Below are 24,728 nucleotides of genomic sequence, written 5' to 3'. Positions count from 1 at the left end.
CCCGCCCCTCCCCGCCCCCGGCACCCCCGACCCACCGGAGCCAGCATGAGTGCCCCCCACGAACCCGAGCCCGGCCCGGCCGCCGCCCGACTGACCGGCAGAATCCGGAGCACGCCCAGCGCACTCCTCCACGAGGAGGTCCTGGAACCGCAGTTCACCTACGAGGCGGAGCACCTGCTGCCCTGGTACGCGGCGGTGGAGAAGGTCCTCGCGCTGGAGTACCGCCGCATGGGCCTGGTCTCGCCCGCCGAGGCCGCCGAGATCGGCCGCGTCCTGCACGGGCTGACCCGCGACGGGATCGCGGCCGACCCGGCCGGCAACATGTCGGACCTCGCCTTCGCCCTCGAACAGCACGTCGAGCGCGGCCTCGGCCACCCCGTCACCGCCTGGCACGTCGACCGCAGCCGCAACGACCTCCAGGCCACCGCCCAACTGCTGTTCGGCCGCGGGCTGCTCCTCGACGCCGCCGCCGCCCTGCTGGACTTCGGCCTGGCCGTCCACCGGCTGGCCGAGCGCGGCGCCGACCTGCCGATGGTCGGCCAGACCCACCTCCAGGCCGCCCAGACCATGACCCCGGGGTTCTACTTCGCGGCCGTCTCCGAGCAGGTCCAGCACACCCTGCGGAGGCTGCTGGCGACCTACGACGGGATCAACCTCAGCCCGCTCGGCTCCGGCGCCATGACCGGTCAGGAACTGGACTGGGACCGTGTCCTGATGGCCGAGCTGCTCGGGTTCGCGGCCCCCGGCCGGCACGCGCTGGCCGGGGTGGCCTCCCGCGCCTGGGTGCTGGAACTGGCCTCCGAGGTCTCCCTGTTCGGCTCCGCGCTGAGCCGCTTCACCAGTGACCTGATGGACTGGGGCAGCGGCCCGTACGGCTTCATCGAGCTGCCCGACGAGCTGTCCGGCATCTCCTCGGCGATGCCGCAGAAGAAGAACTACCCGATCCTGGAACGCATCCGGGGCAAGTCGGCGCACCTGAGCGCCTACTACTTCGACATGCTGCTGGCCCAGCGGGCCACCCCGTTCAGCAACATGGTCGAGGTGTCGAAGGAGGCTGGCGCCAACCTGCGGCCGATGTTCGCGACCCTCGGCACCACGCTGCGGCTGTTCACCGTCGTGGTCGAGCGGATGGGCTTCGCCGAGGAGCGGATGCGCGAGGCGGCCGAGCGGGAGTTCCTCGGCGGCCTCACCCTCGCCAACGAGCTCACCCTGCGGGAGTCGGTGCCGTGGCGCCGGGCCCAGGTCATCGCCGGCCGGTACGTGCTGGCCGCGCACGCCGCCGGACTGCGCCCCCGGCAGACCTCCCCGGACCTGCTGAGCGCGGCGGCCGGCGAACAGGGCGTCACCCTGCGGGCTCCGGCGGAGCTGCTGGCCGCGGCCTTCGGCGGTGCCGGCGAGCTGTACCGCAAGACCACCGCCGGGTCGGCGAACCCCGAATCCGTCCGGGCCCTGCTCGCCGAGCAGGACACCGAGTACGAGCGGCTCGCCGGGGCCTGGACCGGGCACCGCGCGCGGGTCGACGCGGGGCTGGCCCGCATCGACGACCTGCTGGGCCTCTCCGCTCCGGGGAGCCCCGCGTGACCCGTGCCGACGCGGCCGCCGGTACCGCGACGGCGGCCGTCCTGCACGGCACGGGCAGCGCCCCGGGCACCTTCGGCGAACTGCTCCAGGGCGTCACGGCCGAGGACCGGCTCGACTTCCTGGTGACCCTGCCGATCGACGCCGGGGCGACCGCGACCTTCACCGCCGAACCCGGTGCCGGCACCGTCACCGTGCACCCGCCGCACAAGCACCGCGCCGCGCGGCTGGTGCGGCTGATGCTGGACGCGTACGGGTTCGCCGGCGGCGGGCGGCTGCGGCTGAGCGGCGGACTCCCGGAGGGCCGGGGCCTGGCCAGTTCCTCCGCCGACCTGGTCGCCACCGCCCGCGCGGTGGGGGAGGCCCTCGGGGTGCCGGTCGGCCCCGCCGTGATCGAGGACTTCCTGCGCCGGATCGAACCGACCGACGGAGTGATGTACGACGGGGTGGTCTCCTTCTACCACCGGCAGGTGCGGCTGCGGGAGCTCCTCGGACCGCTCTCCCCGATGGTGATCGTCGGGGTCGAGGAGGGCGGCGCGATCGACACCCTCGGGTTCAACCGGCGGCCCAAGCCCTTCACTCGCGCCCACCGGCTGGAGTACGACGAGCTGCTGGAACGCGTCTCGGAGGCCGTCCGCACCGACGACCTGCCCACCGTCGGACGGGTCGCCACCCGCAGTGCGCTGCTGAACGAGCACCTCCAGCCCAAGCGGCTGCTGCACCGGATGATCGGCCTCTCCGAGGAGTTCGACGCCCTCGGGGTGGCCGTCGCGCACAGCGGCACCGCCCTCGGGGTGCTGGTCGCCGAGTCCGACCCCGAGTGCGCGCGCAAGGTCGCCGAACTGCGGACGCGGGCGGCCGCGCTGGCCGGCCGCACCACGCTCTACCGCTCCTGGCGCGGTCCGGGCCGCTGAGGCCCCGCGGCCGCCGTGCGGCCCCACCGGCCACCCCGCTGCGGCGGCCCCCTCGCCGCCACCTCTCTCCGCCCACCCCTCTCCGAACCGGATGTGATCATGCGTTACGAGAGCGTCGTCGACGCCATCGGACACACCCCGCTGGTCAGACTCGCCCTGGACCCCGCCGCCCCGGTCGAGGTCTACGGGAAGCTGGAGCTGCAGAACCTCTACGGGATGAAGGACCGGGTCGCCCGGCAGGCCGTCCTGGAGGCCCGCCGCACCGGCGCGCTGGCCGAGGGGGCGCCCATCATCGAGAGCTCCTCCGGCACGATGGCCCTCGGCCTCGCCCTGGTCGGCGCGCACCTGGGCCACCCCGTGCACATCGTCACCGACCCGCGGATCGACCCGATCACCCTCGCCAAGCTCCGCGGCCTGGGGTGCCGGGTGCACGTCGTGGAGGCGATGAGCGGCGCGGGCTGGCAGAGCGCCCGGCTGGAACGGCTCGCCGAGCTGATCCGCGACCTCCCGGGCGCCTTCTGGCCGCGCCAGTACAGCAACCCGGACAATCCCGCCGCCTACCGCGCGCTCGCCGACGAACTGCTGGCCGACCTCGGCCACATCGACGTCCTGGTGGCCGCCGTCGGCAGCGGGGGATCGCTGTCCGGGACGGCCCGGATGCTCCGCCGCGCGCTCCCGGACCTGCGGGTCGTCGGCGTGGACTGCGTGGGTAGCGTGCTCTTCGACCAGCCGGACCGCCCGACCAGGCTCCAGGGCGGGCTGGGCAACAGCCTCGTCCCGGCGAACCTGGACCGCACCCTGATCGACGAGGTGCACTGGCTCAACGACCGCGAGGCCTTCCAGTCGACCCGTGAACTCGCCCTGGAGCAGGGGCTGTTCGCCGGGAACACGGCCGGCTCGGTGTACCGGGTGCTCAAGGACGTCGCCCGCCGCGCCGCCCCGGGCGCCCGGATCGTCGGCATCTTCCCCGACCGCGGGGACCGCTACGCGGACAACGTCTACGACGACGGGTACTGGGAGCGGCACGCACTCGGCACGATGCCCGCCGCGGACACCCCGGCCGAGGTCGCCGCCGGCACCGAGGTCGCCACCTGGTCCTACGCCGCGCAGCACGGCGCGGTCCGGCCCCCGCGCCGGCTGCTCTTCGTGGAGGCGAACACCTCGGGCACCGGCGTGCTCGCCCTCGACCTGACCCGCCGGCTCGGCCTGGAACCCGTCCTGCTGACGGACACCCCGGAGCGCTACGCCGGGGCCGAGGAGAGCGGCTGCGAGATCGTGGTGTGCGACACCTCGACCGAGCGCGCCCTGCGCGAGGTGATCGGCGAGCGGTTCGCCCGCCAGGAGCTCGCGGGGATCACCACCACCAGCGACTTCTACGTCCCCGTGGTCGCCCGGCTGGCCGACTGGCTGGGGCTGCCGGGCAACCCCGTCCAGGCGATGGCCGACACCCGGAACAAGGCCCGGGTGCGCGAGCTCCTGGACGCCGCCGGCGTGGACCAGCCGCGGTTCGCGGCCGTCCGGACGGTGGCGCAGGCCGACGCGGCGGTGGAGCGGATCGGGCTGCCCTGCGTGGTCAAGCCGGCCGACGACTCCGGCTCCAACGACGTCCTGCTCTGCCACACCCGGGAGCAGGTCCTGGCCCACGTCGAGCACGTGCTCTCCGTGGAGCTGAACGTGCGGGGCCTGCCCACCGCGCGCACCGCCCTGCTGGAGGAGTTCGTCGAGGGGCCCGAGTACAGCGTCGAGATGTTCGGCGAGGGCGGCCGGCAGGTCTGCGTCGGCATCACCGCCAAGACCGTCTCGGACGGGCCGTACTTCGTCGAGCGCCGGCACCTCTTCCCGGCCCCGCTCGCCGACGCGGACGCGGCGGCGCTGCGCGGGACGGTCGGCACCGCGCTGACCGCGCTGGGCGTCGAACTCGGCGCCACCCACACGGAGGTGCGGCTCTCCGCCCGCGGTCCGCTGATCGTCGAGGTCAACGCCCGGCTGGCCGGCGGCATGATCCCCGAACTGATCCGGCTCGCCACCGGCGTCGACCTGCTGGAGCAGCAGCTGCGCGCCGCCTGTGGCCGGCCCGTCGAACTCGCCGGCGAGCGGGAGGGCTTCGCCGGCATCCGGTTCCTGGCCGCGGACCGCGAGGGCGTCCTCACCGGGATCGGCGGCGTCGCGGAGGGCGAGCGGGTCCCCGGCGTCCGCCGGGTCGTGCTCACCGCCGCCCCCGGGCGGGCCGTCCGCCCCCCGCGCAACGCCTACGACCGGCTGGGCTACGTGATCGCCGAGGGCGCCACCCCGGAGGCCGTCGTGAAGAGCCTGGACGAGGCCGAGCGGGCCCTGACCGTCGAACTCGGCCCCGCATGACCGCGCCGACGGACCCCGACCACCACCGCCCGAGAGAGAGGAGGAGCGCCATGCCGCCGCAGTCCCCGTCCCCCCGCACCGTCTCGGCCTCCATGGAGCAGATCCGCCAGGACTACGCGGAGCGGTTCCCCGGCTGGACCCAGCAGCTCATCACCCTGTTCTCCGGCAAGGCCGCGGCCGGGCAGCGGCCGCCGTGGTGGGTCACCCCGCCGATCGTCAACTGGTTCCTGACGCTCCTCCAGCTGGCCCTCGCCGTCCTCGGCAGCGCGTACGCGGTGCGGCTGCTCGGCTGGGCCTCCCTCGCCGTGCTGCCGCTCACCTGGCTGACGACCGTCAACGCCGTGCGCAAGCTCCAGATCACCTGGAGCCACCACGCGGTGCACAAGGAGGTCTCGGGCAACCGGCACGTGGACAAGGTGGTCCAGGTGGTCTCCAGCGCCGTCGCGCTGACCTCCAACTACGAGGACATCTTCGAGGACCACGTCCGCAAGCACCACAGCCGCAAGGTCTTCACCACGCTCACCGACCCCGACGCCGGCTACCTCGTCTACCTGGGTTTCCGCCCCGGCACCCCGGTCGAGGAGATGCGCGCGCGGCTGCGCTGGATGCCGCTGTCGCCCCGGCTCCACCTGCCCTCGCTGCTCTACCGCGTCCGGACGAACTTCGTCACCGCCACCTGGACCAGGCGGATCGCCTCGACGGTCTGGGTCGCCCTGCTGGTCGCCCTCGGCGTCCTGATGGACGGGGCCGAGTTCACCGCCGCGTTCGTCATCCCGTGGTTCGTGCTCTTCCACTGGTCGGCGCTGTTCCAGACCATCTCCGAGCACCCCTACCTGGCCTTCGACGGGCCGCCCGCCAGCCGCGCCGACTACGTGGCCCGCACCTGGGGCCGGTTCTGCCTGGAGCCGCTGCCCGAACGCGACGCGCCCGCCCTGCGGCGGCTCTGCCAGTGGGGGCGCTGGCTGCTCCGCACGGTCCTCGTCCAGACCCCGGCCCGCTTCGGCGTCCTCGCCTCCGACCTGCCGGCGCACGACCTGCACCACGTCGTCCCCGCCGACCACGCCTGGCACCTGGCCTTCTGGCACCGGCAGACGCACATCGACGACGCCCACGAGAGCCGGATGGAGAAGCGCGAGCTGACCCTCGCCGGAGCGATCCGGCACGTGCTGCACGGCATCAGCGAGTCCCCGCTGGCCCCCGCCGAGCCGCCCGCCCGAGCCGCCTGATGAGCCTTCGACAGCTCATCGCCCTGATGCCCCGCACCGACCAGCCGGAGGACCACCCCATGCACGACGCCCAAGCACGGCCCGAGCCCGCCCCCGCGGGGCGGCTGCTGGTGCTCGAACCGATGTCCTCCGGGCTGACCCTGCTCGCCACCGCCCGCGAACTCGGCCTCGCCACCCTGGTGTTCTCGCACGACGCCGGTGACCGGGTGGTCCCCGAGGCGGCCCGCCAGGACGTCGACCTGCTCGTCGCCGTGGACACCAACGACCCCGAGGCGCTCGCCGAGGCGGCCGCCCGGGAGCACGCGCGGTCGCCGCTGAGCGGCGTCATCTCCGGCTCGGAGTTCTACACGGACGCGGCCGCCCGGATCGCCCACCTGCTCGGCCTGCCCGGCCTTCCGCTGGACACCGCCGAGGCCGTCCGGGACAAGACCAGGATGCGGGCGATCCTGGAGAAGGCCGGACTGCGCATCCCGCGCTACGCGCCGGTGTCCGACGCCGCCGAACTCGCCGGCGCGGCCGCCGCGGTGGGCTACCCCTGCGTCCTCAAGCCGGCTGCCGGATCCGGCAGCATCCAGGTCAGCCGGGTCGACGACGACGAGCAGCTGCGCGCCGCCTACCGGGCGATCGCCGAGGACGCCCAGTACGTCTTCGACCAGCCGGAGGACGGCCGGGCCCTGCTGGAGGAGTACCTCGACGGGCCGGAGTACTCGGTCGAGGGGTACGTCCACCGCGGCGAGGTCACCGTCGTCTCGGTGACCCGTAAACTGCTCGGCGCCGAGCCGTACTTCGTCGAACTCGGCCACGTCGTCCAGGCGGACCTCGCGCCCGCCGCCCGGGCCGCGGTCGTCGCCTACACCGCGGACGCCGTCACCGCCCTCGGCATCAACCTGGGCCTCTTCCACGCCGAGGTGCGGATCACCGCGGACGGGCCCGTCCTGATCGAGGTCGGCGCCCGGCTCGCCGGCGACCGGATCGCCGAACTCATCCACCTCGCCACCGGCGTGTCGATGCGGCACATCGTCGTCGCCGCGCACGCCGGCCTCGACCGGGAGCCGGCCGACGCCACCGGGCAGCCCGTCGCGCGCTACGCCGGGGTGCACTTCCTCACCGAGCCCGGCCTGGAGGTCTTCCACCGGGCCGACGGCCTGGAGGAGGTGGAACGGCACCCCCGGGTGGTCGAACTGCGGACGTACTACCAGCCCGGTACCCCCGTCCCCCCGGCCCGCGACCTCCGCTGCCGGCTGGGCCACGTGATCTTCACGGCGGACTCGCCGGAGGAGGAGGCCGAGCTGAGGTCCTGGATCGCGGCGACCGTCCGCTCCACCTGACGGACCGACGGACCGGCGCATCGACGGACGGGCCGCCCGCGTGGCGGCCCGTCCGGGCAACGACAAGGAGGAGCAATGGAACTGGTACTGCACGAGGTGGACCTGCCGCTGCGGCATCCGTTCGGCACCGTGCACGCCACCGTCGCCGTGCAGCAGAGCCTGATCGTCGAACTGCGGGACGGCGAGCACCGCGGCTTCGGGGAGGCCGCCGGCTTCACCTTCTTCGGGTTGTCGCTGGCCGAGGTGCGGGAGCCGCTGGAGCGGGCCCGGCGGGTGATCGAGGCGGACCGGATCGACGATCCGGCGGACTTCTGGGACCGGATGTCGAAGCTGCTCGGCAACAGCTTCTCGCTCTGCGCCCTGGACCAGGCCGCCCACGACCTGTGGGGCAAGCGCCTCGGCGAGCCGGTCTGGCGCCTCTGGGGACTGACCGCGGACCGGCTCCCGACCAGCGACTACTCGATAGGCATCGACACCGTCGAGCGCATGATCGCCAAGATGGAGGAGTTCTCCGGCTGGCCGATCTACAAGATCAAGCTCGGGACGCCCGACGACATCGAGGTGGTCCGAGCCCTGCGCCGCCACTCCGACGCGGTCTTCCGCGTCGACGCCAACACCGGTTGGACGGCCGACCAGGCCATCCGGAACGCGGCACAACTCGGCCCTCTGGGAGTGGAGTTCATCGAACAGCCGCTCCCGGTCGGCCGGTGGGAGGACCAGCGCCGGGTCCACCGGGAGTCCGAACTCCCGGTGATCGCGGACGAGAGCTGCCTCACCGAGGACGACGTCGAGCGCTGCGCCGGGGCCTTCCACGGGGTGAACATCAAGCTGACCAAGTGCGGCGGACTGACGCCCGCCCGCCGGATGATCGCGAAGGCGCGCGAGTGCGGCCTCACGGTCATGGCCGGCTGCATGGTCGAATCGACCGTCGGCATCTCCGCCATCGCCCAACTGCTGCCCCTGCTCGACCACGTCGACCTGGACGGCGCGCTCCTGCTGGACCGTGACGTCGCCCGGGGCGTCCGGGTGGAGCTCGGGCGCCCCGTCCTGCCGCGGGAGAACGGCACCGGCGTCACCTGGCTCGGCGACGGGACGCCGCGTTGACCCGAACCGCCGGGGGCGCCCCCGCCGCCGGGGCCGCCGCCGGCCGCCCGGGCCGCTGGGGCCTGCCGTCGATCGCCGGGCACGGCCGGCTGCTCGCCGCCGCGGCCGCGGACAGCACGGGGAACGGGCTGTTCCTGGCCTTCGAGGTGCTCTACTTCCTGGACCGGACCGGCCTCCCCCTGAGCCGGGTGGGCCTGGCGCTGACCCTGACGCACGTCCTCGCCCTCCCGGTGCCGGCCCTGGTCGGCACGCTGGTGGACACCTTCGACCCGCGCCGCGTGGCGGTGCTCGGGAACTGCGTCTCGGCGCTCGGCTTCGCCGGGTGCCTGGCCGCGCACTCGTTCTGGCAGGTCGTCGCGGCCGGCCTGGTCGTCCAGACCGGCATCAACACCTACTGGACCTGCAGCGGTTCGCTCGTCGCACTGGCGGCGGGACCGGGCGAGCGCACCCGCTGGTTCGGCCTGGTCCGGGCGCTGCGCAACGCGGGGATCGGCCTGGGCGGAGCCGTGTCGGCCTTCGCCGTCGGGCTCGGCGGGGTCGGCTCCGTACGGTGGCTGGTGGTGGCGAACATCGCCAGCTTCCTGGCCTCGGCGGCCCTCATCGCCACCTGGCGGCCCCCGCGGGGCGAGCGGCCGGCGGAGCCGGTCACCGACCCGGTCACCGAGCCGGCCGCGACGGGCGGCTACCTGACGGTCCTCCGGGACGGGCGCTTCCTGCGCCTGGTGGCGGTCAACCTGGTCTTCGTGCTCGCCGCGCTGGTCCTGAACGTGCTCCTCGCCGTCTTCCTCGTCGAGGCGCTGCACCAGTCCGCCTGGACGGCGGGTCTGCTGCTGACCTGCAACACCGTCGGCATCACCGTGCTGCAGACCGCCGTGACGGGATGGGCCGAGCGCTTCGCGCGGACCCGGGTGATCGGCTGCGCCGCGCTGCTGTACGCCCTGGCGTTCGGCGTCTGCGGCGCCCTGGTCGCCGCACCCGAAGGGGCGGTGCTGCCCGGCCTCCTGCTGGCCGTCCTGGTCTACACGCTGGCGGAGATGCTGCAGTCCCCGCTCATGGCGGACGCCGCCGTGGCCGTGGCGCCGGAGCGGCTCCGCGGGCGGTACCTGGCCCTGATCCAGTCGTCCTGGAGCCTCGGCGGAGCCACGGCTCCCGTCCTGTTCTCCACCCTGATGGCCCGCGGGCCGGTCTGGCCCTGGGTGTGCCTGGTGGCCCTCAACCTGCTGGTGCCGGCGGCCCTGATCGGCCTCGACCCGCGCGTCCCCCCGCTCCCCGCCCGAACCCCGAAGGAAGGCCGACCATGAAGAGGCTGCTGCTGATCGAAGGCAACGGAGTGGCGGGTGAGGACCTCATCGACGCCGCCCGGGAACACGGTGCGGAGGTCCACGTCGCGACGCACGAGGACCTCTACGAGAAGTACCGGCCCGAGCTGGTGGCGAAGATCGCGGGCGTGGTGCTGACGGACTTCTCGGCGCCGGACGCGGCCGTCGCCCAGCTGGCCGGCTACTGCGCCGACAACGGCGTCTCGGGCGTCATCTGCGGCTGGGAGTTCCTCTCGCCGGTCGCGACCAGGGTGGCGGCCGAAGCCGGGCTGCCCGGCAACGACCCGGCACTCGCCGACGCCTGCCGCAACAAGCGCCTGATGAGCCTCGCCTTCGAGGCGGGCGGCGTGCCCGCACCCCGCACCCTGGTGGTCGACTCGCTCGACACCGTGCTCGACCGCATCGCCGACCTGGGGCTCGCCTTCCCGCTGGTGGTGAAGCCCGCGGAGAACGCCGGATCGGTGGGCGTCACCGTCGTCGCGGCCGCCGACGGCCTCGCCGAGGCCTACCGGCTGGCCCGGAGCCAGCCGTACGAGATCCCGCACCGTATCGCCCTCGAAACCACCGTGGTCATCCAGGAGTACGTCGAGGGGCGGGAGTTCAGCGTCGAGACGATCGTCTTCGAAGGGCGGTTCCACCACCTCGCCGTCACCGAGAAGTTCACCACCACCGGTGCCACCCGCGCCGAGACCGGACACACCACACCGGCCGACCTCGACGGGACCTCCCGCGGCGCCCTCGTCGGCGCCGCCGAACGGGCGCTCGTCGCGCTCGGATTCCGCAACGGCGTCGCCCACGCGGAACTCAAGCTCCTGCCCGGCGGCGGAGCCAAGGTCATCGAGGTCGGGGCCCGGCCGCCGGGCGACCACATCCTCAAGCTGGTCCGCCACGCCACCGGCGTCAGCGAGGCCCGCGCCTACGTCCAGGTCGCGCTGGGCGAGGAGCCCACCGTCGTCGGCGAGCGCTCCGGGGCCGCTGCGATCCGCTTCCTGGCCCCCGACCGCGCCGGCACCGTCACGCGGATCGGCGAGGTGCCGGACTCTCCCGCGGTGATCGGCAGCACCTGGTTCGTCGCCCCGGGCGACGAGGTCGAGAGCGCGCTGGACAACGCGACCCGGCTCGGCTTCGTGATGCTGGCCGCGTCCAGCGCCGCCGAGGTCAACGCGATCGCCGACGAGGTCGTCGGCGCCCTCCGGGTGGACATCGCATGACCGGCCGGTGAGCCGCGCCCCCGGGCCGAATCCCGTCCGCCCCACCCCTACCCCCTGATTTCCCCGCATCCCCAAGGAGCAACCCATGTCCTCAGCACCGCAGTTCTCCGTCATCGGCGGCGACGTCGTCAACGAGGTCCTCGACGACCCGCAGGCGATCGTCGACCTGGTGCGCCGTGCCTACGTCGCCCACGGCGAGCAGCAGAGCGTCAACCCGCCGAGCTACTTCCTGCGCTTCCCCGACCGGCCCGACTCCCGGATCATCGCCCTCCCGGCCTCGCTCGGCGGCGACTTCGGCGTCGACGGCATCAAGTGGATCTCCAGCTTCCCCGGCAACATCACCACCGGCCTGCCGCGCGCCTCCGCCGTGCTCATCCTCAACGACCACGAGACCGGCTACCCGTTCGCCTGCCTGGAGAGCTCCATCATCTCCGCGACCCGCACCGCCGCCTCGGCCGCGCTGGCCGCCGCGGAGCTGCACGCCGGACGCACCCGCCCCCGCACCGTGACCTTCTTCGGCACCGGCCTGATCGCCCGGTACATCGAGAAGTACCTGAACGGCACCGGGTTCGAGTTCGACCGGATCAGCATCTTCGACACCGACGAGCGCTACGCCGAGGGCTTCCGGTCCTACCTGGCCGGCCAGGGCCGCACCGCGGAGATCGCCGTCGTCCCGACCGCCGAAGAGGCGATCCGCAGCTCCGACCTGGTCGTCTTCGCCACCACGGCCGGCACCCCGCACGTCCAGGAGCTCTCCTGGTTCGCGCACAACCCCACCGTGCTGCACATCTCGCTGCGCGACCTGTCGCCCGAGATCATCCTCGGCTCCACCAACATCGTGGACGACGTCGAGCACTGCCTGAAGGCCGACACCTCCCCGCACCTGGCCGAACAGCGCACCGGCAACCGCGAGTTCATCGACGGCACGCTGTACGACGTGCTGACCGGCAAGGTCCGGCCGGGCACCGACCGGCCGCTGGTGTTCTCCCCGTTCGGCCTCGGCGTCCTCGACCTCGCGGTCGGCAGCACCGTGTACCGCGAGGCCCGGCAGCGCGGCCTCGTCGCCCCGGTCGAGAACTTCTTCCACGACCTCGCCCGCCACGCCTGACCGATGGGAGAACCGAACACCGTGGACCAGCCCGTCGTCCTCATCGCCGACCCCCTGCCCGCCGAGACCGTCGCCGGGCTGGGCCCCGGGTTCGACGTCCGGCACTGCGTCGGGGCGGACCGCGCTGCCCTGCTGGCGGCCGTCCCGGCCGCCGACGCTCTGATCATCCGCAGCGCCACCCGGGTCGACCGGGAGGTGATCGAGGCCGCACCCCGGCTGCGGATCGTCGCCCGGGCGGGAGTCGGGCTCGACAACGTCGACACCGCGGCCGCGGCCGCGGCCGGCGTGGCCGTCGCCAACGCGCCGGAGTCCAACACCACCAGCGTGGCCGAGCTCGTCGTCGGCCTGATCATCGCCTCGCTGCGCCGGATCCCGGCGGCCACCGCCTCGGTCAGGGCCGGCGAGTGGCAGCGCGCCGCGTTCGGCGGGACCGAACTCGCCGGCAAGACCGTCGGCATCCTCGGGTTCGGCCGGATCGGCCGCCTGGTGGCCCGCCGGCTGGCCGCCTTCGACATGCGGATCGAGTGCCACGACCCCTACGTGAGCGCCGAGGCCGCCGCCGAACACGGCGCGCACGCCGTCCCGCTGGACGAGCTGATGCGCAACGCCGACGTCCTCACCGTCCACCTGCCGCGCACCCCGGAGACGGTGGGCATCGTCGGCGACGCCGAACTGCGCCTGGCCAAGCCCGGATTGCTGGTGGTGAACACCTCGCGCGGCGGCATCGTCGACGAGGCCGCGCTCGCCCTGGCCCTCAAGGAGCAGCGGATCGCGGGCGCCGCCCTGGACGTCTTCGAGATCGAACCGCCGCTCGGCTCGCCCCTGGTGGGCCTCGACACCGTGCTGGCCACCCCCCACATCGGGGCCGGGACGAGGGAGGCGCAGCTGCGGGCCGGCCAGGACGCCGTCCGCGCCGTCCGCGCGGCCCTGTCCGGCGGGCCAGGGGCCGCCGGCCGCTGACCGCGGCGAGCCGCGGGCCCCGGTGCGGGCTCGGGCTCGTTGCGGGCTCAGGCCCGGTGCGCGGGCACCTTGAGCAGGTCGCGCACCGAGGCCGAGGGGAGGTAGCAGCGCAGCAGGGACAGGCCGATCCGGGGCAGGTCCGCCTCGTCGCGGTAGAGCAGGTACATCGGCTCGTAGCGGGGCTGGAACTTCGCCTTGAAGGCGTGCAGGGAGCGGAAGCCGTAGTAGGGCTCCATGGCGCCGCCCAGCTGGTCGAGGATCCGGTCCAGGACGGTGGGGCTGTCGGCGGTGCCGGTGCGGGCCAGCGGAGCGCCGGACAGCGAGAGGAAGCGGGCGCCGTCCTCGCGCAGGGCCAGGCAGCTGGAGGCGATCATGAACTCGACGACCGGGCGGAAGCCGTCCCGGCGGCGCATCATGTCCAGCGTCCAGCCGCGCGGCGCGGCGTCCTCGCCGTACACGGGCATCCAGGACGTCACGCCGTGGATGTGGTCGTCGGCGTCCATCGCGAGGCCGACCCGCATCCGGGGGTCCAGCGCCTCCTCCACCCCGCCGAGGGTGAAGCCCATCTCCGGCAGGCCCTTGTCGCCGACCCACTCCTCGGAGATGCCCCGGACCTGGGACTGGATCTGCCGGGGCTGGTCGGCCAGGGCGACCAGGCGGAACTCGACGCCCTCCTTCTTGGCGCGGTTGAGCGCGGTGCGCACGTCCTGCCAGGCCTTGCCGCGGAACTCCAGGTCCGGCAGCTCGATCACGGTGTCCTCGGCCACCTGGGCGGCCCGCCAGCCCAGGAGGTCGGTGACGGCCGCGGTCTCCTCGCCGGCCGAGAACAGGCAGGGGACCAGGCCCGCGCGGTCGCACATCTCGGCGAAGCCGGTGATCGTCGCGGCCCGGCCCGGTGCGGCGCCGACCGGGTCGCCGAGCGCGACCGCCACGCCCGCGTGCGTCCGGTAGGCGATGTACCCCTCACCGTCGCCGTCGGTCCCGGCCGGGGCGCCCCCGGCGGGTGCGTTCCCGGTGGACGCGTCCCCGGCGGGGCCGGTCCGGGACGGGACATCCCGGGGCGGTCCGTTCCCGGACGGGCCGCCGCCCCGGGTGAAGAAGTAGGAGTTGTCCGGCCAGGTGGTCATCCAGGACAGGTTGCCGCCGCCCCGGCGCATCAGCAGGTCCGCGGCCTGCTCCTGCGGAGCGGCCTCGGCCGCGGGGGCCGGCCGGCCGGCGCCGGGGGAGCCGCCCGCCACGGTGCCGCCCGCCACGGTGCCGGCGGGCGCGGTGCGGCCGGCCCCGGAACGGTGCGGCAGCCAGCGGTGCGGCCGCCGCGCCTGGAACGCCTCCCGGCCGACGAGCAGGACCAGCAGCTCCGCCGTCCACAGCACGGCGGTCGGGACGAAGACGGCCGCACCGGTGACGGTCACCTGCTCGCCGAGGATCTTCCCGATCACGTACACCACGGCCACGACCAGGCCCAGCAGGGCGTTGACCAGACAGAGCAGCACCGTCCACTGCCAGGAGAGCCGGCGCCCCTGGCGCAGCCCGTTGACCAGCAGCGCGATCAGGGCCACCGAGACCAGGACGTTCCAGCCCGATCCGCCCTGCCCCGCGGTGTCGCCGAGCGGGCCGCGGCTCGGCGACAGCCGGACCACCACCAGGATTGTCGCGATCAGCACCAGCCCGGCCACCGCCAGCAGCCGCCACTCCCGGCGGCTGAGGTGGCCGGAGGTCGGATGCGCGCCGGGCACCCTCAGCCAGTGCGTGGCCAGCAGGCCGCCGGCGACGGCGAGCGCGTGCTCCAGCTCGACCAGACCGCCGACGTAGAGCAGCCACACCCCGACGTAGGCGATCAGGCCCAGGCGCAGTCGCTGGCGCCACGGCGAGGCCAGGGCCGCCGACACCACCGCCCCGGCGCACAGCGCGCCCGCCGAGAGGCCGACGTCCAGGGCGTGCGACTGTTCGACGGCCCAGGACCAGCCGGTCCGGCGCAGCACCAGCAGGAGCAGCGCGGCCAGCAGGACGGCGCCGAGCTGACCGGCGACGGTGACCGCTGCGGCCCACCGGGTGCCGAGCCGCGACTCCGCCAGCCCGACCAGCAGCGCCGCCCCGAGCAGTACCAGCAGGTAGTCGACGGGGGTGGCGCACAGCACGGCGCCGGTCACCGGGGTCCACCAGCGGCCCGCCTCGAACGACGGCAGTCCGTAAGCCACGTCCGGGTACCAGGAGCGGTCGGACACCGGGTGCCACAGGCCGCCGACCGCCAGTCCGGTCACCAGGATCACCGCGCACACCGCGACGGTGAAGGGGAACCGCCGAACCGTGGCGGCCGCGGCGGTGCGGGCGGCACGGATCCGCTGCGACTTCGTCTCTCCGGGCACCTCGCACCTCCGCAACGGCGGGGCCGGTCCGGTCCGGGCCCCCGAACGGGGGAGGCCTCGGTACCTCCCGGTCAGTCTATGGGGATTCGGCGGACAGGGCCGGGCGGCGGCCCCTGTCCGCGTCGCCCGCGGGGCCCGCCACTCCAATGTTGTCGTTGACAACATTGGAGTGGAGTGGCAGCCTGGCGGCATGAGCGCACACCCCCAGACCTGGACCGCTGCGGACCTCCCCCCGCAGACCGACCGGACCGTCGTCGTGACCGGCGCCACCAGCGGGCTCGGAGCGGTCACCGCCCGGGAACTCGCCGCAGCGGGCGCCCACGTGGTGCTGGCCGTCCGGGACACCGGCCGGGGCGAGGCCCTCGCCAGGACCCTCTCCGGCAGCACCGAGGTGCGCCGGCTCGACCTGGCGGACCTCTCCTCGGTGCACGCGTTCGCCGCCGGCTGGCAGGGCCCGCTCGACGTCCTGGTGAACAACGCCGGCGTCATGGCGATCCCCGAGGCCCGTACCGCCGACGGCTTCGAGATGCAGTTCGGCACCAACCACCTCGGCCCGTTCGCCCTGACCAACCTGCTGCTGCCGCACATCACCGGCCGCGTCGTCACCGTGGCCTCCAACGCGCACCGCAGGCCGGGCGTCGACATCGACTTCGACGACCTCGACTCGCGGAAGTCCTACAGCCCCTGGCGGGCCTACCAGCAGTCGAAGCTGGCCAACCTGCTGTTCACGCGCGAGCTCCAGCGGCGGCTCACCGCGGCCGCCTCGCCCGTGACCGCACACGCCGCCCACCCGGGCTACGCCGCCACCAACCTCCAGAGCCGCACCGCCGGCGCCGGGCAGCGCCTCATGATGGCGATCGCCAACCGCGTGATCGCCCAGTCCGAGGAGCGGGGTGCGCTGCCGTCCCTGTACGCGGCCACCCAGCCCCTGCCCGGCGCCAGCTACACCGGCCCCGGCGGGCGCGGCGAGCTGCGCGGCTACCCCGCCCCGGCCCGGCTCAGCCCGCGCGCCCTCGACGACGCCGCGGCCCGCCGGCTCTGGGACGTCTCGGAGGAGCTCACCGGCGTGCACTTCCCCGACCTGGCGGGTCGCTGACCGGCCGCTCAGTCGTTCTGCCCGCCGTCATTGCCGGGTGCGGCGGGCTTGGGGAGGTTCTCCTGGATGTAGGAGACCATCTCGTTCGGGCTGCGGGTCTGCAGCAGGACGCGGCCCGGGCCGGTCAGGTCGCACACCAGGAACTGTCCGGTCTTCAGGGAGCGGATGGTGCGCCCCCGCGCCATGCGCCGCACGGCGAGCGTCACGTCGGCGTCGTAGCCGACGATGTGCCCGGCGGCGACGGTGAGCTGTTCGCCGGGCCCGAGTTCGACGGCGTCCAGCGCCCCGTAACACCCGAGCACCACCGTCCCCGCGCCTTCCATGCGCAGCACGAACCCGCCCTCCCCGCCCAGCAGGTTCTGCATGCCTGCCCACTTCGTCTGCGGCGCCACCCCGGAGGAGCACCCGAGCCAGTTCCCCTGGGTGACCTGGACGGGGTGGTCGGCCGTGACCTCCAGGCCGGCGACGTCCCCCGGCAACTGGTGCACCAGATCCACCCAGCCCTGCGCCGACTGCGCCGTGTAGCGGGTGAGGAACAGCGAACTGCCGCCGAGGGCGGCCCGCTTGAGGCTGGCCAGCACGCCTCCCTGGGCCATCGCCTCGATCTCCAGGCCGGGGCTGGACCGGTACATCGAACCGGACTGCCCCACGAGTGACTCGCCCGCGGCGAGAACGCAGCGGGCCACCGCGAATCCCGGCTGGTGGCGCGTCTCGACGTGCATGGCGACCTCCACGACCTCCGGGAGCGGTGCACCTTTCTCATCGTGGCACAGCGGGGTGGCGGTGGCTTCCCGAGGTGTCGCCGGTCGCCGGCCGGTGGCCCCGGTGACGCCGGTGCCCGGAACGCCACCTCCTGCCCGGTTCGGTCGGGTTCCGACACCGTGCGCACAGGTTCGGACGATTCGGTGCCAGTACGCGACACCCTGTCTCGAAACAGCCGGAAGTGCGGTGGGATTGCCCGAAATTACCACCACCACTGAGGCAGCTGAGGTCGGCATGACACAGGCGGGCGGGACGGCGGACGATCCGGCCAGAACCGGCAGGGGCACATCGGAGATCGCCGAGGAACGGTGCCGGGGGCTGCTGGAGGCCGCGCCCGACGCGATGGTCATCGTCGACGACACCGGGACGATCAGGCTCGTCAACGCCCAGACGGAGGCGCTGTTCGGCTACCGGCGCGAGGAGCTCCTCGGGCGGCCGGTCGAACTGCTGGTGCCCGGCCGGTTCCACGCGCACCACGTCCGGCACCGCGAGCACTACGCTGCCAACCGCCAACTGAGGCCCATGGGCGCCGGGTTGGAACTGCACGGACTGCGCAAGGACGGCACCGAGTTCCCCGTCGAGATCAGCCTCAGCCCGCTGGAGACCGTCGACGGCCCGCTGGTCTCCGCGGCCGTTCGCGACGTCAGTGAACGGAAGGCCGCGGAGCAGCGGATCAACGAACTCGCCGGGCTGGTCGAGTCCTCCCAGGACGCCATCCTCGCCATCACCCTCGACGGCGACATCACCTACTGGAACGCCGCCGCCCACCGGCTCTACGGGTACACGTCCGCCGAGGCCGTCGGCTGCCACGTCAGCCTGCTGGCGCCGCCGAACCGGCGCGACGAGGTCGGTGCCGTCCTGGACCGGCTGCGCGGCGGGGAGAAGGCCGAGCACTTCGGCACCCTGCGGGCCACCCGGCTGGGCCGGCTGCTGGACGTCGACGTCACGCTCTGGCCCACCCGCAGCGCCGACGGCCTCGTCACCGGTGCGTGCGCCATCATCCGCGACATCAGCGACCTCAAGCGGGTGGAGGCCGAACTCACCGCGCTCTACGAGCAGCAGCGGCACATCGCGCTCACCCTCCAGCGCAGCCTGATGGGCACGCCCCCCGCCATCCCCGGCCTCGCCACCGCCCACCGGTACCGGCCCGCCACCCAGGGCGCCGGCGTGGGCGGCGACTGGTTCGACCTCATCCCGCTCGGCGCCGGCCGGGTGGGGATCATGATCGGTGACGTCATGGGCCGCGGCCTGGAGGCGGCCGCCGTCATGGGCCAACTGCGCTCCGCCGCCCACGCGCTGGCCGCGGTCGGGCTGGAGCCGTGGCGGCTGATGCAGGCCCTGGACACCTTCGTCGCCGGCCTGGACGTCCCCGACCAGATCGTCACCTGCTGCTACCTCGTCATCGCCCCGGACACCCGGGAGGTGACGGTCTGTTCGGCCGGCCACCTGCCCGTGCTGGTCACCGCCCCCGGCGAACCGGTCCGGGGGCTGGACGCCCCGGTGAGCGCCCCGCTCGGCGTCGGCGGCGTGCCGCACCAGCAGAACTCCGTCGTCCTGCCGCCCGGCACCACGCTCGCCCTCTACACCGACGGCCTGATCGAGACCCCTGGAAGCGACATCGAGCAGCGCCTGACCGACCTGACCGCGATCCTGGGCGGTGCCCTCACCGGCGGCGACGACCTGGAGGCCGCCGCCGACCACGTCCTCGGCCTCGTGCTCCCGGACGCCGCCCAGCACGACGACGACGTCACCCTGCTGTTGGCCCGGCTGCCGAGGGCGCCCCTCGCCTCCGCCGCGATCGACCTGCCGGCCATCACCGCCTCCGTGCCCGAGGCCCGGTCCTTCGTCGGCAAGGTGATCGCCTCCTGGGGCGGGTCCGACCGGGCCGCGGACGCCCAACTCCTCACCTCCGAGCTGGTGGCCAACGCCGTCCAGCACGCCGAGGGCCCCGTCCGGCTGAGCCTCTACCGGCACACCTGCGAACTCGCCGTGGAGATCGCCGACCGCAGCCCGCAGGTACCGCACCCCCGGCTGGCCGAGAAGGACGCCGAGTCCGGCCGCGGCCTGTTCCTGGTCAACGCCCTCGCCGACAGCTGGGGCGTGCGCCCTGCCGTCGAGGGCAAGACGACCTGGTTCACCCTCTCCCAGACCCCGACGGACACGCCGCCGAACGGCTAGGGCGCCGCGGACCGAGCGCGAGCCGGGCCGGACCTCCCGATTCCAACCGGCCGGTTGGGTGCTCCGTATCCTGGCCGCATGGCATGGGACACCGCTAGGACGAAGGCGCTGCTGCTCGACGCCGCCGTGGACGAGTTCGCCGCGCACGGGCCCGAGGGCGCGCGGATCGATCGCATCGCGGCCGCGGCCGGGATCAACAAGGAACGGATCTACCCCTACTTCGGCGGCAAGCGGCAGCTCTTCGCCGCCGTCGTCCAGCGTGAGCTGGAGCAGCTCGCGGCCGCTGTGCCGATGGAGGACGCGACCGGGCGGGCGCTGGACCTGCCGGAGTACGCGGGGCGGGTGTTCGACTACCACCTCGCCCATCCGCACCTGCTGCGCCTGCTGCAGTGGGAGGCCCTGTGCGGCGATTCCGCCTCGCCGGTCGCGGGTGAGGAGCTGCGGGCCGCCCACTACGCCGAGAAGGTCGCCGCCGTCTGCCGCGCGCGCCCGGAGGAGGTGCGGTCCGCACGGGCCGTCGCCCCGCTGCCGCCCGAGGAGCTGCTGTACGCCGTCGTGGCGCTGGCCGGGTGGCAGTTCACCGCCCCGCAGCTGGCCCGGATGATCACCGGCCGGACGGCCGAGGAGGATCCGGCCGGCCGGAGGGCCGCCGTCGTGGACATGGTCCGCAGGCTCGCCCTCTGACCCCTCGCGCGCCGACCCCTCGCGGTCCGGCCGCTCGCGACCCATTTCCAACCGGCCGGTTGGAAGTGGGTCGCGTTCGCGCTAACCTCCAACTCGTCAGTTGGAGATTTCTGTGCGAGGAGCCCGACCCGTGACCGTCACGTCCGCACGCCCGAACGCCGCCCTCGTCCTCATCGAGTTCCAGCGCGAGTGGCTCGACCCCGAGCACGGCCGCCTCAACCACCTCGTCGAGGACCGCGACCTGCTCGACACCGCGGTGCGCGGCGCCGCCGCCGCGCTGGCCGCCGCCCGTGCGCACGGCGTGCCCGTCGTGCACGTGCCGCTCCTCCTCACCCCCGGCGCGCCGGAGCTGCAGAGCTGGACCCCGGCGCGCCTCGGCCTGCGCGCGGCGATCCCCGCGGCCGGCACCTGGATCCTGGGCAGCCCCGGCGTGGAGTTCGCCGACGGCTTCCACCCGGCTCCCGGTGAGCCGGTGGTGCGCGGCCGCGCGGGCGCCAGCGCCTTCGCCGGATCCTCCGACCTCGACCTGATCCTGCGCCGCCTCGGCGTCACCGACCTCTACCTGGCGGGCTTCGCCACCCACGTGTGCGTCGAGTCGACCCTGCGCGAAGCCCACGACCGCGGGTACGGCGCCCACGTCGTCCACGACGCGTGCGCGGCCTTCACCCGCGTCCAGCAGGACCACGTCCGCGAGCACGTGATCCACCACTTCGGCGCCGAGACCGACGCCGCCGCCTTCGCCGCCCACCTCGACACCCCGGCCGCCGCACCCCGGGGGAGCCGGTGACGCCCCGTCCACCCCGGAGGCCGGGCCCCGGTGCCTGCGCAGCGCAGGCCGTGGGTTGGTGGGGGGCGGGGGCCGGTGAATAGGGTGGGGGCGATGGTGACGGCACCTGCCTGGGGAGAAATCCGATGAGTTCGAGCTCAGTTTCCGACGGCCTCCTTCCGATCGGGGTCATCGGGCTCGGTGACATCGCGCAGAAGGCGTACCTGCCGGTGCTGGGTCGGCTGCCGGGGCTGGACCTGCGGCTGATGACCCGGGACGGGGCGAAGCTGGACCGGATCGGTGACGAGTACCGGGTCCCGGCGCAGGCCCGGTTCACCGGTCTCGACGAGCTGATCGGCAGCGGGATCCGGGCCGCCTTCGTGCACGCCGCCACCGACCAGCACGTGCCGATCGTCGAGCAGCTGCTCACGGCCGGCGTCGACGTCTACGTCGACAAGCCGCTCGACTACACCCTCGACGGCGCCCGCCGGCTGGTCGACCTCGCCGACCGGACGGGCCGCTCGCTGATGGTCGGCTTCAACCGGCGCCACGCGCCCGGCTACTCCCAGGCCCTGGAGCGCCCGCGCGATCTGATCGTGCTGCGGAAGAACCGCGAGGGCCTCCCGGAGGCGGCCCGCACGCTCGTCTTCGACGACTTCATCCACGTCGTCGACACCCTGCGCTTCCTCCTCCCCGGTGAGATCGAGCACGTCGACGTCCGCTCCCGCGTGCGCGACGGCCTGGTCGACCACGTCGTCCTCACCCTCGCCGGGGACGGCTTCACCGCGCTCGGCATCATGAACCGCCGCTCCGGCTCCACCGAGGAGGTCCTGGAGGTCTCCGGCGGCGACTCCCTGCGCGAGGTGCACAACCTCGCCGAGGTGATCGACCACCGCGGCCAGCCCACCGTCCGCCGCCGCGGCGACTGGGTCCCGGTGGCCCGCCAGCGCGGCATCGAGCAGGTCGTCCTCGCCTTCCTGGACGCCGTCCGCACCGGCAAGACCCTCGACGCCCACGACGCGCTGCGCACCCACGAGCTGTGCGAGCACGTCGTGGCCCGCATCGAGGCGGGCTGACCCGGGGCCGCGCGGTCGCGGACGGTTCAGTGCCCCGTCAGGTGGGGGCCGATGTAGCCGATGTAGACGCGCCCGGATCCCGAGCAGTCGTCGTAGAAGTAGATCCGGAAGCCGTTCGCCCCGGTACCGAGTCTGAGGTGGGCCATCGGCGCGTGGCCCTCCGGGAGGACGTGCCGGGGGAGGGGGAGCAGCCTGCCGAGGTAGGTCTTCTCGGAGACGCCCATGGTGATGCGCCGGTCGGCACGGGCTACTTTCCCCGGGGGGAAGGCCTGACGACCTGGCGGGGTGTGCTCGCACCACCGGGTGAAGTCACCGGGCACCAGGCCGCGGACGGCTTCCTCCGCGTACTCCTGGAGGGCCACCAGGCCGTCCCAGGCGGTCCGGACGTGCTTCAGGGAGCGGCCGGTGCGGTCGAGGGCCTCGGTGGCGCGCCGGTCTCCGGTGAACTCGATCAGCGGCAGCCCGTCGAGCCTGTCCAGGAGCTCGGCGAACGTCTTCGGGGGCCCGGGGTCGGCCGTGGCACGCGGCGGCGGGAGCGTCCAGAGGAGGAGGTCCTGGCCCTCCTTGGTGGTGAAGGGCACCGACCGGAGCTGACCGAAGGCCCGACGTGACCCGTGATCGGCCGATGCCTCGACGAACACGTCGTCCGAGAGCCCGAATTCGAACGCCCGGGGCTCGGAGCCGTGTACGGCCGGCCGGCCGACCTGGTCGAGGATCCGGACGGTGGTGATCAGGGCGTCACCGCTCATGCCCGTCGAGGAGAGCGTGACCGCGCCGAGGTGGACGGCCAGGCGGAGGGCGAGGAAGTGTCGGGGTGAGCGCTGGTTGTGGCTGTCGAGGATGCGGCCGAAGCCCTCGACGAGCCCCGCCACGAGCCGACCGGGCGGGAGGTCGCCGGTCAGCAGGATGATGAAGCCGTCGCCGGTGTTCTCGATGATCAGCTCGTCCAGGGGGACTCCGAGCGTCGTGAGCACCTGGTCGGTGATCGAGGCGGTCGTCCGGTGAGCCGACACCTGCCGGGTCGCCTCCATCCCGCCGAAGCCGCGGATGTCGAGCGCGAGGATGAGGATCTCCGGGAGCTCGTCCGCATCCTCCCCGGCCGCCGCGCCCGCGGGCGTCGTCTGCCCGAACGGGAGCTCGTCGGGGTCGACGGGGCGGGTCCCGGTGTCCTCCGGGTCCACCTGGCGGGTCCCGGTGGCCTCGGGGTCGACGGGATCCGCCTCCGGGTCGTCCGGGCGGACCTCGACGGCGGGGAACTCACCCGCCACGATGGGGGACCGGTCGAGGTGCGCGGACACCTCCCGCCGGACCAACTCCTGCACCGCCGTGATGTCCTGGCGGCTCTGGCCCCCGATGAGTGCCTCCCGGACGCCGGGGCGGAACCGGAACGCGTACCCGCTCAGGTCGGTGCCGGGCGGCAGGTCTGACCAGGGGACGAAGAGGCCCCCGAGTGCCACCTCGGCCAGGTGCCCGTGGTCGGAGCCGGGGAGCATGGCCCGCCGCACCAGGGTCATCACGGGCAGGGTGAGGGGTACGGCGGCCAGGTAGCCGGCCAGCCGCCGGGCGACGGGCGAGGCCGCGGAGTCGAAGCGCCGCAGCGCGTCGTCCGCGGTGGGCGGCCACGGGTCCTCGGCCGGGGGAGCGGGGTCGGCGGCGCCGTCAGGCCGCCCGACGAGCAGGCAGGCGGTGCGGGTCCACCGGCCGCTGCCGGCGACGAGCGAGGCCAGTGCCGCGACGGAGGACGGCGTCGGGGAGACGACGGGGACCGGTACCCGGTCGTCCGGCCCGGTGCGGCCGCTGGCCCGGCGGCGGCCCTGTTCGGCCTTCTGCCAGGTCCCGTTGGGGGCTCCCGGGCGAGGGGTGCGGACGAGGCGGCCCTCGGGGCGGACGGCGCCGCGGTCCCAGAGGCGGCGCGGCAGGACGTCCACGATCGCGACCGGGCCGCCGGTCGCCCACTGGCTCAGCACCGCGGCCAGGCCGGGGCCGGCCCAGCCCGGGCCCGTCAGGTCGGAGAGGACGAGGATCAGCCGGCGCCCCGAGGGGTCCCGAACGAGAGCGGGGCTGCTCGGCGGGCCGCCGGGTGTCCGGGAGACGGTCGGTGGCCCGTCGGCGCCGGTTCCGCCGAGGTGCCAGGTGCGGACGGTACGGAAGACCCCGGTCTGCCGGAGGGCCCGGACGAGTTCGGTCACCACGTCGTGCCAGAGCACCATGGTGGGGTGGCCGTCCACGACGACGGCGAGGTCCAGCCAGCGCTCCCGGGCCGGACGCAGGACGGGCGTCGGCACCCGCCGTTCGACGGTGGCGTCGACGGTGGCCGGCTCGTCGAGCTCGGGCCGGCCCGAGTGGACCGTCGCGCGGGCGAGCGGTCGCAGGGCCCGCATCACGCCGAGGGCGTCGTCCAGCGCGGCGGCCCGGCGGACCAGGACCGGATCGCCGGCGTGCTCCGCCCCGGTGCGGGCCCGGTTCTCCGGATCGTCGCGGTAGAGGAGTCCGGCGGGCGCCGCGGCGGGCTCCTGGTCCCGGTGTCGCGGCTCGTCCGCCGCGCCCGCGGCGCCGTCGACGGGGGCGGCGCCCGGGAGGCCGGTCACGGTGCCGTCGATCATCGTGGCGAGCCAGAGGACGTCGGCCAGCTCCTCGGGGCCGGCCTCGGCCCCCGCTGCCCGGAGCGCCCGGAGCAGACCGTCGATCACGAGG

At 74.2% G+C, this 24,728-nt stretch carries 18 protein-coding genes; 15 read left to right on the top strand and 3 right to left on the bottom strand.

The window, feature by feature from the left end; genetic code table 11:
- Positions 1-45: 45 nt before the first annotated feature.
- The 10 genes from ACIRS1_RS13705 (at position 46) to ACIRS1_RS13660 (ending at position 13,106) form a co-directional block, all read left to right on the top strand.
- Positions 46-1,581: an argininosuccinate lyase gene (locus ACIRS1_RS13705; protein WP_402839134.1), complete on the top strand. Its 1,536-nt coding sequence runs from the start codon at positions 46-48 to the stop codon at positions 1,579-1,581.
- Positions 1,578-2,492: a kinase gene (locus ACIRS1_RS13700; protein ID WP_402839132.1), complete on the top strand. Its 915-nt coding sequence runs from the start codon at positions 1,578-1,580 to the stop codon at positions 2,490-2,492. Before ACIRS1_RS13705 ends, ACIRS1_RS13700 begins: the two co-directional genes overlap by 4 nt.
- A gap of 99 nt (positions 2,493-2,591) precedes the next feature.
- Positions 2,592-4,850: a pyridoxal-phosphate dependent enzyme gene (locus ACIRS1_RS13695; RefSeq protein WP_402839129.1), complete on the top strand. Its 2,259-nt coding sequence runs from the start codon at positions 2,592-2,594 to the stop codon at positions 4,848-4,850.
- Positions 4,851-4,900: 50 nt separating this feature from the next.
- Entirely contained in the window at positions 4,901-6,076 is a 1,176-nt protein-coding gene (locus tag ACIRS1_RS13690) for a hypothetical protein (protein WP_402839127.1), read from the top strand.
- Positions 6,076-7,404 (top strand): ATP-grasp domain-containing protein, encoded by a 1,329-nt coding sequence (locus ACIRS1_RS13685; RefSeq protein WP_402839125.1) that lies wholly within the window; start codon positions 6,076-6,078, stop codon positions 7,402-7,404. The genes ACIRS1_RS13690 and ACIRS1_RS13685 overlap by 1 nt, the downstream gene beginning before the upstream one ends.
- A 75-nt stretch (positions 7,405-7,479) precedes the next feature.
- Entirely contained in the window at positions 7,480-8,508 is a 1,029-nt protein-coding gene (locus ACIRS1_RS13680) for a dipeptide epimerase (protein ID WP_360210244.1), read from the top strand.
- A complete protein-coding gene (locus tag ACIRS1_RS13675; RefSeq protein ID WP_402839123.1) occupies positions 8,505-9,809 on the top strand; it encodes an MFS transporter in 1,305 nt (434 codons plus the stop codon). Before ACIRS1_RS13680 ends, ACIRS1_RS13675 begins: the two co-directional genes overlap by 4 nt.
- Entirely contained in the window at positions 9,806-11,038 is a 1,233-nt protein-coding gene (locus tag ACIRS1_RS13670; RefSeq protein WP_402839121.1) for an ATP-grasp domain-containing protein, read from the top strand. The genes ACIRS1_RS13675 and ACIRS1_RS13670 overlap by 4 nt, the downstream gene beginning before the upstream one ends.
- A gap of 85 nt (positions 11,039-11,123) precedes the next feature.
- A complete protein-coding gene (gene sbnB, locus ACIRS1_RS13665) occupies positions 11,124-12,146 on the top strand; it encodes a 2,3-diaminopropionate biosynthesis protein SbnB (RefSeq protein ID WP_402839119.1) in 1,023 nt (340 codons plus the stop codon).
- 3 nt (positions 12,147-12,149) lie between these two features.
- Positions 12,150-13,106, top strand: a complete 957-nt coding sequence (locus tag ACIRS1_RS13660) for a hydroxyacid dehydrogenase (protein ID WP_402839118.1) — start codon at positions 12,150-12,152, stop codon at positions 13,104-13,106.
- Positions 13,107-13,153: 47 nt separating this feature from the next.
- Here ACIRS1_RS13660 and ACIRS1_RS13655 read toward each other — a convergent pair whose 3' ends face one another.
- Positions 13,154-15,472: a bifunctional lysylphosphatidylglycerol flippase/synthetase MprF gene (locus tag ACIRS1_RS13655; protein WP_402839116.1), complete on the bottom strand. Its 2,319-nt coding sequence runs from the start codon at positions 15,470-15,472 to the stop codon at positions 13,154-13,156.
- A 190-nt stretch (positions 15,473-15,662) separates the two neighbouring features.
- Here ACIRS1_RS13655 and ACIRS1_RS13650 point away from each other — a divergent pair, with 190 nt between their 5' ends.
- Positions 15,663-16,568, top strand: coding sequence for an oxidoreductase (locus ACIRS1_RS13650; protein WP_402839114.1), 906 nt, complete (start codon positions 15,663-15,665; stop codon positions 16,566-16,568).
- An 8-nt stretch (positions 16,569-16,576) separates the two neighbouring features.
- Here the strand turns inward: ACIRS1_RS13650 and ACIRS1_RS13645 are convergent, their stop codons facing one another.
- Positions 16,577-17,290, bottom strand: coding sequence for a TIGR00266 family protein (locus tag ACIRS1_RS13645; protein ID WP_402839112.1), 714 nt, complete (start codon positions 17,288-17,290; stop codon positions 16,577-16,579).
- A 274-nt stretch (positions 17,291-17,564) separates the two neighbouring features.
- Between ACIRS1_RS13645 and ACIRS1_RS13640 the strand changes: the two genes are divergently transcribed.
- From ACIRS1_RS13640 to ACIRS1_RS13625, 4 genes are all read left to right on the top strand, one after another.
- Complete coding sequence (locus ACIRS1_RS13640; RefSeq protein ID WP_360210258.1) at positions 17,565-19,508, top strand: PAS domain S-box protein; 1,944 nt, start codon at positions 17,565-17,567, stop codon at positions 19,506-19,508.
- 78 nt (positions 19,509-19,586) lie between these two features.
- On the top strand, positions 19,587-20,192 hold the full coding sequence (locus ACIRS1_RS13635; protein ID WP_402839110.1) for a TetR family transcriptional regulator: 606 nt from the start codon (positions 19,587-19,589) through the stop codon (positions 20,190-20,192).
- A 130-nt stretch (positions 20,193-20,322) separates the two neighbouring features.
- Positions 20,323-20,979 (top strand): cysteine hydrolase, encoded by a 657-nt coding sequence (locus ACIRS1_RS13630; RefSeq protein WP_402839108.1) that lies wholly within the window; start codon positions 20,323-20,325, stop codon positions 20,977-20,979.
- A gap of 125 nt (positions 20,980-21,104) precedes the next feature.
- Positions 21,105-22,034, top strand: a complete 930-nt coding sequence (locus ACIRS1_RS13625; protein WP_402839106.1) for a Gfo/Idh/MocA family protein — start codon at positions 21,105-21,107, stop codon at positions 22,032-22,034.
- A 26-nt stretch (positions 22,035-22,060) separates the two neighbouring features.
- On the opposite strand, the gene ACIRS1_RS13620 is transcribed toward ACIRS1_RS13625, so the two are convergent.
- Entirely contained in the window at positions 22,061-24,724 is a 2,664-nt protein-coding gene (locus tag ACIRS1_RS13620; RefSeq protein WP_402839104.1) for an SAV_2336 N-terminal domain-related protein, read from the bottom strand.
- Positions 24,725-24,728: the final 4 nt, after the last annotated feature.

The organism is Kitasatospora sp. NPDC101176 (assembly GCF_044768035.1).
In the GTDB taxonomy this organism is placed as follows: Bacteria; Actinomycetota; Actinomycetes; order Streptomycetales; family Streptomycetaceae; genus Kitasatospora.
This window is presented reverse-complemented; position numbering and strand designations above follow the sequence as displayed.

Bases quoted from the DNA above. Each gene is read 5' to 3' on its own strand.
- ACIRS1_RS13705 (WP_402839134.1), top strand. From the start codon at position 46: ATGAGTGCCCCCCACGAACCCGAGCCCGGCCCGGCCGCCGCCCGACTG.
- ACIRS1_RS13695 (WP_402839129.1), top strand. From the start codon at position 2,592: ATGCGTTACGAGAGCGTCGTCGACGCCATCGGACACACCCCGCTGGTC.
- ACIRS1_RS13690 (WP_402839127.1), top strand. From the start codon at position 4,901: ATGCCGCCGCAGTCCCCGTCCCCCCGCACCGTCTCGGCCTCCATGGAG.
- ACIRS1_RS13685 (WP_402839125.1), top strand. From the start codon at position 6,076: ATGAGCCTTCGACAGCTCATCGCCCTGATGCCCCGCACCGACCAGCCG.
- ACIRS1_RS13680 (WP_360210244.1), top strand. From the start codon at position 7,480: ATGGAACTGGTACTGCACGAGGTGGACCTGCCGCTGCGGCATCCGTTC.
- ACIRS1_RS13670 (WP_402839121.1), top strand. From the start codon at position 9,806: ATGAAGAGGCTGCTGCTGATCGAAGGCAACGGAGTGGCGGGTGAGGAC.
- sbnB (WP_402839119.1), top strand. From the start codon at position 11,124: ATGTCCTCAGCACCGCAGTTCTCCGTCATCGGCGGCGACGTCGTCAAC.
- ACIRS1_RS13660 (WP_402839118.1), top strand. From the start codon at position 12,150: ATGGGAGAACCGAACACCGTGGACCAGCCCGTCGTCCTCATCGCCGAC.
- ACIRS1_RS13650 (WP_402839114.1), top strand. From the start codon at position 15,663: ATGAGCGCACACCCCCAGACCTGGACCGCTGCGGACCTCCCCCCGCAG.
- ACIRS1_RS13645 (WP_402839112.1), bottom strand. From the start codon at position 17,290: ATGCACGTCGAGACGCGCCACCAGCCGGGATTCGCGGTGGCCCGCTGC.
- ACIRS1_RS13640 (WP_360210258.1), top strand. From the start codon at position 17,565: ATGACACAGGCGGGCGGGACGGCGGACGATCCGGCCAGAACCGGCAGG.
- ACIRS1_RS13635 (WP_402839110.1), top strand. From the start codon at position 19,587: ATGGCATGGGACACCGCTAGGACGAAGGCGCTGCTGCTCGACGCCGCC.
- ACIRS1_RS13625 (WP_402839106.1), top strand. From the start codon at position 21,105: ATGAGTTCGAGCTCAGTTTCCGACGGCCTCCTTCCGATCGGGGTCATC.